General features: G+C 70.1%; 16 protein-coding genes. 9 read left to right on the forward strand and 7 right to left on the reverse strand.

The annotated features are described in order from the left end of the window. On the reverse strand, positions 1-1872 hold a 1872-nt coding region (locus VFF46_RS05255), incomplete at its 3' end, for an MMPL family transporter (RefSeq protein ID WP_325035873.1). Between the two features lie 117 nt (positions 1873-1989). Between VFF46_RS05255 and VFF46_RS05260 the strand changes: the two genes are divergently transcribed. Then, entirely contained in the window at positions 1990-2688 is a 699-nt protein-coding gene (locus VFF46_RS05260; protein ID WP_325035874.1) for a TetR/AcrR family transcriptional regulator, read from the forward strand. 272 nt (positions 2689-2960) lie between these two features. Here VFF46_RS05260 and VFF46_RS05265 read toward each other — a convergent pair whose 3' ends face one another. Further along, a complete protein-coding gene (locus VFF46_RS05265) occupies positions 2961-3665 on the reverse strand; it encodes a hypothetical protein (RefSeq protein WP_325035875.1) in 705 nt (234 codons plus the stop codon). A 238-nt stretch (positions 3666-3903) separates the two neighbouring features. Here VFF46_RS05265 and VFF46_RS05270 point away from each other — a divergent pair, with 238 nt between their 5' ends. The 5 genes from VFF46_RS05270 to VFF46_RS05290 all read left to right on the forward strand — a co-directional run bounded on the left by VFF46_RS05270 (position 3904) and on the right by VFF46_RS05290 (position 8478). After that, positions 3904-4524, forward strand: a complete 621-nt coding sequence (locus VFF46_RS05270; protein ID WP_325035876.1) for a TetR family transcriptional regulator — start codon at positions 3904-3906, stop codon at positions 4522-4524. Between the two features lie 75 nt (positions 4525-4599). Then, positions 4600-5550 carry an ROK family protein gene (locus tag VFF46_RS05275; RefSeq protein ID WP_325035877.1) on the forward strand — a complete coding sequence of 317 codons (951 nt, stop codon included), beginning with the start codon at positions 4600-4602 and terminating at the stop codon, positions 5548-5550. After that, positions 5547-6677 (forward strand): N-acetylglucosamine-6-phosphate deacetylase, encoded by a 1131-nt coding sequence (gene nagA, locus VFF46_RS05280; RefSeq protein ID WP_325035878.1) that lies wholly within the window; start codon positions 5547-5549, stop codon positions 6675-6677. The genes VFF46_RS05275 and nagA overlap by 4 nt, the downstream gene beginning before the upstream one ends. Continuing rightward, positions 6665-7579 (forward strand): hexose kinase, encoded by a 915-nt coding sequence (locus VFF46_RS05285; protein ID WP_325035879.1) that lies wholly within the window; start codon positions 6665-6667, stop codon positions 7577-7579. Before nagA ends, VFF46_RS05285 begins: the two co-directional genes overlap by 13 nt. Before the next feature lie 62 nt (positions 7580-7641). Continuing rightward, positions 7642-8478, forward strand: a complete 837-nt coding sequence (locus tag VFF46_RS05290; protein WP_325035880.1) for a class II fructose-bisphosphate aldolase — start codon at positions 7642-7644, stop codon at positions 8476-8478. Here the strand turns inward: VFF46_RS05290 and VFF46_RS05295 are convergent. Then, on the reverse strand, positions 8475-8771 hold the full coding sequence (locus tag VFF46_RS05295; RefSeq protein ID WP_325035881.1) for a hypothetical protein: 297 nt from the start codon (positions 8769-8771) through the stop codon (positions 8475-8477). The genes VFF46_RS05290 and VFF46_RS05295 overlap by 4 nt on opposite strands. Before the next feature lie 74 nt (positions 8772-8845). Between VFF46_RS05295 and VFF46_RS05300 the strand changes: the two genes are divergently transcribed. From VFF46_RS05300 to VFF46_RS05310, 3 genes are all read left to right on the forward strand, one after another. Then, positions 8846-9403 (forward strand): hypothetical protein, encoded by a 558-nt coding sequence (locus tag VFF46_RS05300; protein WP_325035882.1) that lies wholly within the window; start codon positions 8846-8848, stop codon positions 9401-9403. Positions 9404-9478: 75 nt separating this feature from the next. Then, positions 9479-10012 carry a hypothetical protein gene (locus tag VFF46_RS05305; protein ID WP_325035883.1) on the forward strand — a complete coding sequence of 178 codons (534 nt, stop codon included), beginning with the start codon at positions 9479-9481 and terminating at the stop codon, positions 10010-10012. A 154-nt stretch (positions 10013-10166) separates the two neighbouring features. Beyond that, complete coding sequence (locus VFF46_RS05310; RefSeq protein ID WP_325035884.1) at positions 10167-11372, forward strand: APC family permease; 1206 nt, start codon at positions 10167-10169, stop codon at positions 11370-11372. Here VFF46_RS05310 and VFF46_RS05315 read toward each other — a convergent pair. The 4 genes from VFF46_RS05315 to VFF46_RS05330 all read right to left on the reverse strand — a co-directional run. Next, positions 11338-12387, reverse strand: a complete 1050-nt coding sequence (locus VFF46_RS05315) for an ABC transporter permease subunit (RefSeq protein ID WP_325035885.1) — start codon at positions 12385-12387, stop codon at positions 11338-11340. The genes VFF46_RS05310 and VFF46_RS05315 overlap by 35 nt on opposite strands. After that, entirely contained in the window at positions 12384-13262 is an 879-nt protein-coding gene (locus tag VFF46_RS05320) for an ABC transporter ATP-binding protein (RefSeq protein ID WP_325035886.1), read from the reverse strand. Before VFF46_RS05320 ends, VFF46_RS05315 begins: the two co-directional genes overlap by 4 nt. Beyond that, positions 13259-13651 (reverse strand): GntR family transcriptional regulator, encoded by a 393-nt coding sequence (locus VFF46_RS05325; RefSeq protein WP_165549724.1) that lies wholly within the window; start codon positions 13649-13651, stop codon positions 13259-13261. The genes VFF46_RS05320 and VFF46_RS05325 overlap by 4 nt, the downstream gene beginning before the upstream one ends. A 56-nt stretch (positions 13652-13707) precedes the next feature. Next, the coding region (locus VFF46_RS05330) for an FAD-binding domain-containing protein (RefSeq protein ID WP_325035887.1) at positions 13708-14345 on the reverse strand (638 nt) is incomplete at its 5' end.

A 14345-nucleotide genomic window follows, 5' to 3' on the forward strand; every position in this document is an offset into this window, starting at 1 on the left:
CCCGAGCGCGACCGCCTGGGTGTTGTCGCCGGTCCGGTCGTACTCCTCCCGGATCCGGCTGAGCAGGAAGACCTCGTAGTCCATCGACAGCCCGAACAGTACGGCGAACAGCAGCACCGGGTTGGTCGCGTCCAGGAACCCGGCCGGCGTGAAGTGCAGGAACCCGGACAGGTGTCCTTCCTGGAAGATCCACACCATCGCCCCGAACGCCGCGGACAGCGACAGCACGTTCATCACCAGGGCCTTCAACGGCAACACAAAGGAGCCAAAGGCAACGAACAGCAGGATGAACGTGACAATCACGATGAAGCCGGCCATGTACGGCGCACGCTCCTTCAACACGTGCAGCAGATCGATCACGGCCGCCGTCTCACCACCCACCTGCACAGACGTACCGTTCGGCGCCGGCACCGCACGCACCCCGCGGACGACATCCCGAGCAGGCAACTCCTGACCGGTGTAATGCGTGTGTACGACGACTGACGCGACGCCGTGCGCGTACCCGCCGAGCCGCACCTCCTCCACGTCCCGCACCTGCTTCAACCGGGCGATGTACGGCGCCAACGCCGCCGACGGATCCACCGGCGCCTCCACGAACCGCACCGCAGCGTAGATGTCCGACCCGCCCGCGCCCGGGAAGTCTCGCTGCAGCGTCTCGGTCACGGTCCGCGAGGTCGCACCGGCCGGCAACGACCTGTGGTCGACACCGCCGAGCTGCGCGCTCAGGAACGGGATACCCAGCACGAGCAGTACCGGCACGAGTACGACGACGTACCGGACCGGTCGCCGCATCACGTTGTGCGCTAGCCGGTACCAGGCGCCATGCTCGGCGGACGCCTTACGGGCCTTGAAGATCCGCAGGTTGTTCACCCGGTGCCCAAGTACCGCGAGCAGCGCCGGTAGCGCGGTGAGCGCCGCGATCATCGCGATCGCGACCGCCGCGGCGCCGCCGTACGCCATCGACTTCAGGAACATCACCGGGAACAGCACCAGGCTGCTGATCGCGACGCCGACCGTGATCCCGGAGAACGCCACGGTCCGCCCGGCGGTCGCCATCGTCACGGTCAGCGCGGTCTCCACGTCGTTGCCGTGCGCAAGCTCTTCGCGGAACCGGGTGACGATGAACAGCGCGTAGTCGATGGCCAGCCCGAGCCCGATCATCGTGACGATGTTGATCGAGAAGATCGACACGTCGGTGACCGCGGACAGCCCGCGGAGCAGCACGAACGCGCCGAGGATCGCGAGCGCGCCGACGAACAGCGGCAGCGACGCGGCGACCAGACCACCGAAGACCAGCACCAGCAGCACCAGCACGATCGGCGTCGAGATCGACTCGGCCTTCACGATGTCGTGCTCGGTCTGCGTGTTCACCTCGTCGAACACCGCGACCTCGCCGCCGACCTTCGTGTCCAGCCCGTGCGCCTGCGACCGCAGCCGATCGGACACCTTGTGGAACGTCGTCAGCCGGTCCTCCTGCGTGGCGCCGGCCAGCGTCAGGACGGCGTACGTGCTGTGCTGGTCCTTCGACACGAAGGCCGGTGACTTGGTGCTCCAGTACGTCGCGAGGCCGGGCACGTCGGCGGACGGCAGCCCGGACAGGTGCTGCTCGACCGCCTGCCGGAACGCCGGGTCAGCGACCGTCGCGGACGGGCTGCGGTAGAGCACGATCACGTCGGTGCCGGTCCGGCCGACGTTCTGCTCGATGGTCTTGACCGCGTTCGCGGCCTCGGTGTCCGGCGCGTCGAAACCGCCGTTCGCCAGCGATCCGAACACCCCGGTGCCCCAGGCGAGCCCGAGCACGACGAAGACCCCGGTCAGGGCGAGCACCAGCCGGCGCCGCCGGTACGTGAAACGGCCGAGCGTCTCGAACACGAAACTCTCCCGAAGGGCGTAGATTGAGCGAAAGGCGTCGAGTGAACAGTGTTAACTGTTAACGGTGTTCACTCTAGGCGTCCGACCCCTGCCGATGTCAAGGAGTGTTTTCGAGTGGTGAGCCGGGACCGACGGCGCGCGGCGACGCTGGCCGAGATCAAGGCGGCCGCCCGCCGGCTGCTGGTCTCCGGCGGTACGCCGGCGGTCGGCCTGCGCGCGGTCGCCCGCGAACTCGGCCTCACCCCGCCCGCGCTGTACCGCTACTTCCCGAGCCACGACGCGCTGATCAGCGCACTGATCGCCGACCTGTACGACGAGCTCACGACCGCGCTGCTGAGCCTGCAGGCCGGCGACATCGAGCTCGGCGAACGGCTCTACCTGCTGGCGAACGGCCTGCGGGACTGGGCGCTCGCGCATCCGGCCGAGTTCGGGCTGGTGTTCGGTACCGCCGTACCGGACCCGGAGGACGGCGAGCACGAGGCGACCCCCGGGCATCAGGCGGCGATGCGGTTCGGGGGGCTGTTCAAGGAACTGGTCGCGCAGATCTGGCACCAGCAGCCGTTCCCGCATCCGGCCGACGAGGAGCTGGGGACCGTCCTGGTCGAGCAGCTGACCGCCGAGTCGGAGCACTTCCACGGGATGCCGGCCGGCGCGATCTACCTGTCGCTGAACTACTGGACCCGGCTCTACGGCCTGATCTGCATGGAGGTCTTCGGCCAGCTGCACTGGGTGCTGCCGGACGCCGCGGCCTACTTCGAGGCGCAGCTGTTCGAGATCGGCCAGGCGCTGGGCCTGGACTGTCCCGCACCAGAATAAGAAGAAGCCCGCGGGCGCTTCCAAAGGCACGACCGGGTGGCCGAACTCTGGGTCAGGCGGACTGACCTGACTGCCCGCGGGCCCGGTGGCGGCGTTGAATTGGCCGACCACATGCCCACTAACTTGTGGTTGGCGGTTAGCCCGCCGCCACCTCACGAGTCCGATAGCAATTCATGCGTTGGACCACCTCCCTTCGCGTGTACTGAGAACTTACTGCCGCCCGGTTCGCCCTTCAACCGTTTTTCGCCCAGGGATGAACGAGCCCGGGCCGGCTAGTTGAAGGCGGCCGGGTCGACCGTGATCCAGGTGTGCTTGGCGCGGGCGAGCACCCGGCCGTCGGCGTCGTACAGCGTGCTGGCCGTGAACGTCTTGCGGCCGTCCTCGCCGAGGTAGCGGCCGAGCGCGACGCATTCCTCGCCGACCTGCGGGCGGGCGTCGACGCAGGCGGTCAGCTGGCCGAGGACGGACGGGCGTCCTTCGAGGTCGATCGTCCAGCCGCCGGGGCAGTCCAGCGCGGCCCACAGGAACACCTCGTCGACCAGGCCGTCGCTCCCGAGGTCCGCCGCCGGCCGCCAGGTGCACGCCGTACGGCCGCTGCCGATCGGGCCGGGCTTCAGCTGCAGGCCGCGCTGGTTCGCGGGTCCGCAGACGAAGCAGGTCGGGAACGGGTGGTCGTGCAGCCCGCGGTACGACGCCTCGGCCGCGCGCGCCTCCTCCGGCAGGACCGGGTCGATCGTCGCGTCGGCAAGGAACTCACCGTCGACCGGCACCGCCTCGGCGACCACGGCGTCACCGTCGGTGAGCCGGCCGTCCGACAGCTCGAGATCGGTCTCCAGCGGCGGCGGCATCCGCAGCGTCACTTTCGGTACCCGCGACCCGTCCAGCTGCGCCGCCGTCCCGACCAGACCGGCGACGTAGCCGCCGTTCCCCGATCGCTCCGGCCCCTGGAACCGCCGCTCGACCCGCACCAAACTCATGGCCCACGACCCTAACTCACTAACGGATTTCACCCGTGTGGGCACGGGGTGTGGTGGAGGTGTGAAGGGAGTGGACGGTGGGAAGGAATGGGGTTCGGGGAAATCTGAGGATTTCTCGGAGATAACCGTGCTGGACCCTCCTGTTCAAACGACCGTTTGAACTATGCTGACTGCAAGCTACTGCGCGTGAGCAGGTGGGGTGCCTGAGCGTGTGGTAGCCGGGGGGAAGGAGAGGTCTGTGGAAACACCGGTCGAATCGACCAGGGAAAGGTTGCTCAACGTCGCCGAGCAACGGTTCGGCGAGGGGGGCTACGAAGGGACGTCGCTGCGTGCCATCACGGTCGCGGCGGCCGCGAACATCGCGGCGGTGAACTACCACTTCGGTTCCAAGGAAGCGCTGCTGCGGGCGGCCGTGGCGCGGGCGATGGCACCGGTCAACGCCGAGCGGCGGCGCCGGCTGGACCAGTTGGAGGCGGCCGGCGACCCGACCGCGGAGCAACTCGTCCGGGCCTTCGTCGAGCCCGGGCTGGAGCTGGTACTGCGGCGTGGCGAGCGCGGCGCGGTGGTGGCCCGGTTCATCGGGCGGATCGCGTTCGACCCGAGCCGCCGGATCCGGGAGCTGTACGCCGCCGAGTCCGACCCGGTCGAGAGCAGGTACCTGGCCGCGCTGCGACGGGCGCTGCCGGACGCGACGCCGGACGCGGTCGCCTTCGGGTACCTGAACATGCAGGGCCTGCTCGCCCTGCACCAGTCCCAGGCGCTGTCCCCGTCACCGGACGCCGAGAATCCGGGCAATCTCGCCGAGGCGCTGGTGGCGTTCCTGGTCGCGGCCTTCCACCAGGGGCTCAGTTCGCGGTAATTGGTCCGGGGCAGTTTGTCCATGATTTGCTCGCGGATGTTCGAACTAGGGAAGAACGCTGCATAATGGCGCTCTGTGGACCCCTGTGAAGTCGTGGTTGCCGTCGACCTCGGTGGAACCCGGATGAAGTGCGGCCTGGTCGCCGCCGACGGTGCGGTGCTGCACCGCGAGACCAGGCCGACGCCCCGGGCCGACGCCCGCGACGGCGGCCGCGCCGTGCTCGACGCGCTGCTCGAGACCGTCGTCGAGCTCGGTCAGAAGGCCACCGCCGAGGGCCATCGGGTGCGCGCGATCGGCGTCGTCGTACCGGGCGTGATCGACGCCGAGCACGGCACCGTCGGCGCCGAGAACCTGGAATGGGTCGGTACGCCGGTGCTCGCCGAGCTGAAGGCCGCGATCACCGAGGACGTCCCGGTCGTGCTGGCCCACGACGTCCGGGCCGGCGGGTACGCCGAGTTCCGCCAGGGCGCCCTGGCCGGTACCACGAACTCGATGTTCCTCCCGCTCGGCACCGGGATCGCGGCCGCGATGATCGTCGACGGCTCGCTGGTCAGCGGCGACGGGTACGCCGGTGAGCTCGGTCACTCGAAGTTCATCCACGGCGACGCCGCCGAGCTCTGCGCCTGCGGGCAGTGGGGCTGCCTGGAGACCGTCGCCTCCGCGGCGGCGCTGGCCCGGCGGTACGCCGCACGCACCGGGCGGACCGTGGACGGCGCCCGCGAGGTGATGGAGCTGCTCGCCTCCGGCGACCCGGACGCGGCCCAGGTCTGGCAGGACGCACTGACCGCGCTGGTCGACGCCTTGGTCCTCTACACGACACTGGTCGCGCCGACCCGGATCGCGATCGGCGGCGGTCTGATCGGTGCCGGTGAAACGCTGCTGCAGCCGTTGCGCGAAGGTGTGCATGCGCGACTGACGTTCCAGCGCGAGCCGGAGATCGTTGCGGCGGTGCTGGGCGAGGAAGCCGGCATGCTCGGCGCCGCGCAGATGGCCTGGGATCGCGCGCATGAGGAGGAGACGGTATGACGACGTACCGGGTGGGCCGGGTGGTGACGCCGGACGACGTGCTGGAGAACGCCTGGATCCAGATCGACGGCGAGGACATCCGGTCGTTCGGCCGGCGCTCCGAGGGGATGCCGGCCGACGGCAAGCGGCCCGAGGACCTCGGCGACGTGACCGTCGTACCGGGCTTCGTGGACATCCACACGCACGGCGGCGGCGGGTCGACGTACTCGACGACCGACCCGGAGGAGGCCCGCAAGGTCGCGGCCTTCCACGCCGGGCACGGGACCACGACCACGATGGCGAGCCTGGTGACCGCGCCGCTGGACGACCTGGTCGCGCAGACCGCATGCCTCGCGGAGCTGATCGCGGACGGCGTGATCGCGGGCGTCCATCTCGAAGGGCCGTTCCTGTCCAAGGCGCGCTGCGGTGCGCACGAGCCGTCGCTGCTGCGGCCGCCGCTCAAGGACGACGTCGCCAAGGTGCTCAGCGACGCGGTCAAGATGGTGACGATCGCGCCGGAGCTGGAGAACGGGCTGGACGCGATCCGCCAGGTGGTCGACGCGGGGGCGGTCGCGGCGCTCGGGCACACGGACGCGACATACGAGCAGATGGTCGCCGGTGCGGACGCCGGCGCCACCGTCGCCACGCACCTGTTCAACGGGATGCGGCCGTTCCACCACCGCGACCCGGGCCCGGTGGGTGCCGCGCTGAACGACGAGCGCCTGCTGCTCGAGGTGATCAACGACGGCATGCACCTGGACCCGCAGGTGGTCCGGGTCGCGCTCGCGGCCGCCGGGGTGAACCGGATCGCGCTGATCACCGACGCGATGGAGGCGACCGGGATGGGCAACGGCCGCTACAAGATCGGCAACCTCGAGGTCGACGTCAAGGACGGTCTCGCGACGCTCGCCCACGGCAGCCACTCGATCGCCGGCTCCACGCTGACCATGGACGTCGCGTTCCGGAACGCGGTCCAGGCCGGTGTCTCGCTGGTGGACGCGTCGCGGATGGCGTCGACCACTCCGGCGCAGACGTTCGGCTGGTACGACGTCGGCTCGATCGAGACCGGCAAGCGGGCCGACCTGGTGCTCCTGGACTCCGAGTACGCCGTCCAGAAGGTGATGCGGGCGGGTTCGTGGCTGGACTGATCGGGACCGTCACGCTGAACCTCGCGCTGGACGTGACGTACGAGGTCGACTCGTTGCAGGTCGGCGGAAGTCATCGCGTCGACCGGATCCGGCGGCGCGCGGGCGGCAAGGGCGTGAACGTCGCGCGGGTCGCGTCGACGCTCGGGCACCAGGCGCTCGTGCTGGGCTTGGTCGGCGGTGTGACCGGCGAGCTGGTCGCGGAGGAGCTGTTCGACGCAGGACTGACCGCGCTGCTCACCCCGATCGCCGGTGAGACCCGCCGTACCGTTGCCGTCGTCAACGATGTCGACGGGGACGCGACGATCTTCAACGAGGCCGGGCCGACCGTCAGTGCGGACGAGTGGCGGGCGTTCGGGGACCGGATGCCGTGGGGGCGGCTCGGAGTGCTCGCGTGTTCGGGGAGTCTGCCGCCGGGGATCCCGGCCGACGCTTATGCCGAACTCGCCGTACGGGCGCGGCATCACGACGTACTGTCGGTGATCGATACCGGAGGTGCCGCGTTGAAGGCGGCGGCTGGTGCGGGCGCTGTGGTGCGGGCGAATGCGGCTGAACTGCGTGCTGCCGTCGGTGAGGTCGAGGTCGAGGACGGTGCGTCGGAGCTGGTTGCGCTCGGTGCTGCTGCGGCCGTGATCACCGACGGGCCGCGCGGGATGGTTGCTGCTAGCAAGCATGGGGTCTGGCGGGCGTTGCCGGTCGAGACCGTCCGCGGAAACCCCACCGGTGCGGGGGATACCTGTACCGCGGTGGTCGCGGCCGCCGTTGCGGAAGCGCCGGAGCCGGACTGGTCCGTCGTACTCAAGTCTGCTGTCGCCGCGTCCGCCGCCGCGGTGCTGACGCCGGTTGCCGGAGACATCGATCTGGCTGCCTACCGTCGTTGGCAGCCCCAAGTAATTGTGAACTGACACAACCACCCCTGATCTTTCCTTTAAGGGGATATCAGGGGGTTTGAGCGAGGGAGTTCTTCATGCCGTTGGTTTCTGGGGCCGAGGTTGTGTTGAGTGCGGCCAAGGCCGGTCGTGGTGTCGGTGCGTTCAACGTGATCCAGCTGGAGCACGCGACCGCGCTGATCGCGGGCGCCGAGCAGGCCGGTGCGCCGGTGATCCTGCAGATCAGCGAGAACGCCGTGAAGTACCACGGCGCCCTCAAGCCGATCGGTGTCGCCACCCTGGCCGCCGCGGCCGACGCGAAGGTGCCGGTCGTCGTCCACCTCGACCACGCGATGGACCGCGACCTGGTGACCGAGGCGGTGACGCTCGGGTTCACCTCGGTGATGTACGACGCGTCGAAGCTCGAGTACGCCGACAACGTCGCCGCGACGACCGAGGTGGTCGCGTTCTGCCACGACCACGGCGTCTTCGTCGAGGCCGAGATCGGCGAGGTCGGCGGCAAGGACGGCGTACACGCCCCCGGCGCCCGCACCCGCCCCGACGAGGCGCTCGCGTTCGCCGAAGCCACCGGCGTCGACGCCCTCGCGGTCGCGGTCGGCTCGTCCCACGCCATGACCGAACGAACCGCGACACTGGACTTCGACCTGATCACCCAGCTGAAGGCCGCCGTACCGGTCCCGTTGGTGCTGCACGGTTCCTCGGGCGTGGCCGACGCCGACCTGACCCGTGCCGTCGAGGCCGGCATGACCAAGGTCAACATCGCCACCCACCTCAACAACGTCTTCACCGGTGTGGTCCGCGACGTCCTCGCCGACAACCCGAAGCTGGTGGACACCCGCAAGTACCTGGGCCCCGCCCGCGACGCCGTCGCCACCGAGGTCGCTCGCCTGCTCGGCGTACTGAAGGCTGTCTAGAGGGTCGCGGCGCCGCGGATCCAGTGGGCCCGGAGGTCGTCGCGGGCGCGCTGGACCTCCTCGCGAGCAGTCGGGTCCGGTACTTCGAAGTCGTCGATCAGCCGGGTGAGGGCGTGTTCCAGCGCCGCGACCAGGGCGTCCTCCTCGGAGAGCTCGGACTCGGCCACGCCGCGCAACCCGGCGGCGAGCGCCGTCAGTCCGGCACGCTCCTCCGGGGTGAACCGCACCCGGACCTCGGTCCGGTCCGCGCCCGCGCCGCCTCGTCCCCGGACCTCACCGTCTCCGCCGTCCACGCCGGCCCTCCTCGCTGTTGGTACAGTCATGGTGCAGTGCAACGACCGTGTTGCACAAGAGTGAAGGGCCGCGGATGACGGTGCCGGTGGACGAGACGCTGCGTACGGCGACCATCGCCGTACTGGCCGAGCACGGCTGGGCCGGCGTGACGCTGGAGCGGGTCGCGGAGCAGGTCGGGCGGTCCCGGGTGACGTTGTGGCGGCAGGGCCTCACCGTCGAGGCGTTGCTGAATTCGTTGCTGGACGCGCTGTCCGAGGACTACCGGGACACGATGTGGCCGGTGCTGGCCGGCTCGGGGACCGGACGGGAAGGGCTGATCCGGACGCTCGAGGCGCTCTTCGACGTGATCGACAGGCACCTGTCGTTGATGTTGTCGTCGGACCTGGTCTTCCACCAGGAGCAGGCGCGGAACGGGCCGGTGTCGTTCCTGGATCCGTTCGAGCGGTTCCTGCGCGAGGGCGAGGCGGACGGGACGCTGCATCCGCACGGGCGGGTCAGCGACGTCGCCGAGGTGCTGATGGTGTCGGCGGCGTTGACGTACGTGCACATGCGGGGCCGGCATCACTGGTCGCGGGCGCGCGCACGGCGGCTCACGCTCGACCTGAACCTCCGCGGCGTCCTCGAGGAATGAAACATGACTGTTGCATTTCCTGCAACGGTTGTGTTTCACTGACGGCACCATCACCGTCTTGGGCTGGAGATCGTCATGACTCTTCCGTACGCCGAACCGCTGGTCCGCCGCGAGCCGCAGCCGCGGGTGATCCCCGAGCCGCCGCGGGTGGGTGAACCCGGCGGCGGACCGTGCAACCTGTGCGCCTGGCTGGTGGACTTCGAGAACCCCGATGGTTCGGGACACGAGCCGCCGCTCTGGTACGACGACGACTGGGCGTTGTGCCGCGCCACCGGCGTCACCATCCCCGGGGTCGTCTGGCTGGCCAGCCGCGCTCATCACGACTCGTTCGCGGACCTCCCCGACCGGCTCGCCCGGAGCTACGGGCCGGTGGTCGCCCGCGTCGAACGGGCCATCCTCGGGCTGGGCGACATCGCCCGGGTCCACGTGTACCGCTGGGGCGACGGCGCGGCGCACTTCCACAGCTGGTTCTTCCCGCGCCCGCTCGGCATGCTCGAGGCGAAACGGGAGATGCTGGCGCTGTGGGCGGATGTCCTGCCCGAAGCTCCCGAGGAGGCCGTTGCCGATGCCGAAGCCAAGATCGCGGCGGCCATGGCGGAAACCAACTGACATGAAACCCCAACCGCCCAACCGACCACCTGAGCCGCCCGGTCCCGCCGCCCCCGGAGCCACGGAGCGAGGCGCTGAGCCGCCCGGACCGGGAGCGGCGGAGCGAGGCGCGCCGCCGTCACCGGCCGCCGCCGGCTTGGCGCGGCGGTTGGGGGTGGAGGATGCGGTGCTGATCGGGCTCGGGTCGATGGTTGGGGCGGGGGTGTTTGCTGTTTGGGCGCCGGCTGCTCGGGCGGCCGGGTCGGGGCTGTTGATCGGGCTCGTGATTGCGGCGGTTGTTGCCTACTGCAACGCGGTGTCGTCGGCACAGCTTGCTGCCGTCTACCCGGTGTCGGGCGGGACGTATGTGTACGGACGCGAACGCCTCGGAGAGTGGTGGGGGTTCGCCGCCGGCTGGTGTTTCGTGATCGGCAAGACCGCCTCCTGCGCCGCGATGGCGCTGACGTTCGCGACGTACGTCGTACCGAACCATTGGCTGCAACGACTCCTCGCACTGGCGGCGGTGATCGCGCTGGCGGCCGTCAACTACCGGGGCGTGACGAGGACCGCGCGGCTCACCAGGATCCTCGTCACCTGCACGCTGATCGTGCTCGCGCTGGTGCTCGTCCTGCTGTACTCCGGACCCTCGATCCACCACCCGACGACGAGCACCTCGCCGTACGGCGTGCTCCAGTCCGCCGGGCTGTTGTTCTTCGCGTTCGCCGGCTACGCGCGGATCGCCACCATGGGGGAGGAGGTGCGCGAACCCGCCCGCACCATCCCGCGCGCGATCGGCATCGCCCTGGTGATTGCCATCGGCATCTATCTCGCGGTCGCCTTCGCGCTGCTCCGGGCGGGCGATCCCGCGTCGACCGCGGCGCCCCTCGCGGCCGCGGTCGACGGGGTCGGTGCGGCCTGGGCGGTACCGGTCGTCCGGGTCGGTGCCGCGCTGGCCAGTCTCGGGGCCCTGCTCGCGCTGATCGCGGGGATCGGCCGGACCACGCTCGCGATGGCCCGCAACCGCGACCTGCCGCGCTGGCTGGCCGCGGTCCATCCCCGCTACCAGGTCCCGCACCACGCGGAGTTCGCGCTCGCCGTGGTGGTCGGGATCCTGGTTCTCACCACGGACCTCCGCGGCGTGATCGGCTTCTCCTCGTTCGGTGTGCTGCTGTACTACGCGATCGCGAACGCCTCCGCGTTCACGCAGCCGGCCGAGCAGCGCCGCTGGCCGCGTGCCGTCAACGTGCTCGGCCTGACGGGCTGCGTGGTACTGGCGGTCTCGTTGCCGTGGACGTCCGCGGTGGTCGCCGCGGCCGTCCTCGCAGCCGGCCTGCTGGTACGCCGGTTCACGACAGGTCGCGCCGGATCCGCCAGAAGCTGAACCCGGTCAGCAGCAACGCCAGCACCAGGAAGAACCCGAACTCCCGCCATTGCAACGCCCAGAACGTGCCGGAACCGAAGTACTGGATGTGCTGCCGGTACCCCTCGTCCGCGAGCCGCTTGAAGCACGCCTCCTCGCCGGGCTGGCCCACGGGCTGTTCCGTCGACCCGGCCGGCGGCGGGGGCGCGCACTGCACCGTCCAGTTCGGCAGCGTGCTCACGACCTTGCCCGACTTGTCCACGGTCCGGTCGGAGAACTTCCACGCGGCGTCGTCCCCGGACGTGACCTCGATCTGCGTGACCGCCGCGTCGGGCCCCGGCCCGGTGGTGCCGAAGCCGCGGATGTTCGTCGACGTGATCACGACGTACCGGTCCGTCGGCGCCATCAGGTGCTTGCGGATCAACGCCGGCGTGAACACCTGCACGAGGATCACCACGGTCAGCGTGACGGCGAGCGCGACCACGGTACGGCGTACCGCGAGCCCCATCGCCACTCCGAAGGCGAACGCGAACGCGGCGTACCCGACCGGCGCGAGCCCGCGCGCGGCGAAGGTGGTCGGGAACAGCCGCGGCAGGTACTCGTTCGAGTTCTGGCCCGCGCCGATGGCGTCGTCGATCGGGCGCGACCACCAGGTGACCGCGAGGCTGAGCAGCCCGGTGATCGCCATCGCGGCGAGCCCGCTGACGCCGACCTTCGTGGCGAGCCAGCGCCACCGGGAGATGCTCTGCCCCCACACCAGCCGGTGCGTGCCGCTCTCCAGTTCGCGGGCGATCAGCGGCGCGCCCCAGAACGCCCCGATCACCGGCGGTACGGCGTACAGCAGGACCAGACCGATCCGGTACAGCCACATGTGCAGCGGCTGGTACGCGAGGTTCTTGATGAAGCCGTCGGTCAGCCGGTGGTAGTCGTCGAGCAGACCCCCGCCGGTCGCCGCGAGGACGACGGCGGCCGCGAGAACCACCGTCGCCACCACCAGGAACTGGACGCGGAACTGCCGCCAGGTCAGCCAGATCATCGCTGCACCTCCAGTGCCGGGCGCTCGGGCCGGACGTCGCGGCCCATGTACGCCAGGACCAGGTCTTCGAGGGTGAGTTGGGAGACCGTCCAGGCCGGGTCGTGGATCGGCCGGTCGGTGCGGATCAGGTACGTCGACTGCCGGTCGGTGTGGCTCGCCGTGACCACGTGCTGGTCCCGCGGCAGGTCCTTCTGGTCGCGCCGCGGGCCGGTGATCCGGAAGTGCGTCGCGAGCAACGTGTCGATCTCCCCGCTGACCTGCACCCGGGAGTCGACCAGCACGATCAGGTAGTCGCAGGCCCGTTCCACGTCGGAGACGAGATGCGAGGACAGTACGACGCTCAGCTCCTGGTCGGCGACCGCCTCCATCAGGTCCTGCAGGAACTCGCGCCGGGCCAGCGGATCGAGCGCGGCCACCGGCTCGTCGAGGATCAGCAGCTCAGGCCGTTTCGCCAGCCCGAGCGTGAGCGCGAGCTGCGCGCGCTGACCGCCGGACAACCGCCCGGCCCGTTGCTTGGGGTCGAGCGTGAGGTGCTGGATTCGCTGCTGGGCAAGGGATTCGTCCCACCCCGGGTTGAGGCGGGCCCCGAGCTTCAGATGATCGGCAACACTCAGCCGCCCGTACGTCGGCGTGTCCTGCGCGACGTACCCGACCTTCGCCAGCTGCGCCCCCGCCGCCGCCCCGAGCACCTCGACGGACCCGGCACTCGGCCTGAGCATGCCGACGGCGAGGTTCAGCAACGTGCTCTTACCGGCCCCGTTGGGCCCCACCAGCCCGACCACGTGCCCGGCCGGAACCTCCAGCTCACAATCAGCCAGCGCCCACCGCCGCCCGTACTTCTTCCCCAGCCCATGAGCTTGCAGAACAGTCGTCACGCTATGTCCTCCTGAGCGGCGGACCGAAAGGTTGTCAGGAACAACGCCTCGATGCTCTCGTCGTCGAGGCCTGCTTTGCGTGCCTTCGCCAGCCAGCGGCGCAGGTCCTGCCGGAGCGGGCCGTGTGCGGCGAGGGTGTTGTCGGTGAGGGTGCGGGTGACGAAGGTGCCGCGGCCGGGGCGGGCCTGGACCAGGCCTTCGTGTTCCAGCTCGCGGTACGCCTTGAGCACGGTGTTCGGGTTGATCGCGAGCGCCGCGACGACGTCTTTCACGGTCGGCAGCTGGTCACCCTCACGCAGCAGCCCGAGCCGCAGCGCGTTCCGGACCTGCTGGACGATCTGCTGGTACGGCGAGACCCCGGACCGGCCGTCCAGATGGAACTCGATCATCAGTTACCTCATTCATCTAGGTAACTAGCACTATAGAGCTATGGCTCAACCGGCCGTCAAGAGCGGATCGCCTGGTACCGGCGCAGGGCCTCACGGCGCGCCTCGGCGTGGTCGACGACCGGGACCGGGTAGCCGCCGGCGCCGTACTTCCACGGCTCGTGCGCCGACCTGCCGTCGAGGTGCCGCAGCTCCGGGACCCAGCGCCGTACATACGCACCGTCCGGATCGAACTTCAGGCCCTGGCCGACCGGGTTGAAGATCCGGAAGTACGGCGCCGCATCCGCGCCGCAGCCGGCGACCCACTGCCAGTTCAGCGCGTTCGAGGCGAGATCACCGTCGGTCAGCGAACGCATGAACCAGCGCGCCCCGAACTTCCAGTGCACGTGCAGGTCCTTGACCAGGAACGACGCGACCACCATCCGCACCCGGTTGTGCAGGAACCCCGTCGCCGCCAGCTGCCGCATGCCCGCGTCCACGAACGGAAATCCGGTACGCCCGTCGCACCAGGCGTCGAACAGCGGCCCCGGCTCGTCGTACCGCATCTTCTCGAACTCCGGGCGCAGCGGCTTCCACGCGGCCTGCGGGTACCGGGCCAGCAGATCGGCGCAGAACTCCCGCCAGGCGAGCTCCCGCCGGTACGGCTCGCTCCCGAGACCCGCGAGCATCGTCCGCGGGTGGATCTCGCCGTACTTCA

This window comes from Kribbella sp. (assembly GCF_035655035.1).
Lineage (GTDB): Bacteria > Actinomycetota > Actinomycetes > Propionibacteriales > Kribbellaceae > Kribbella.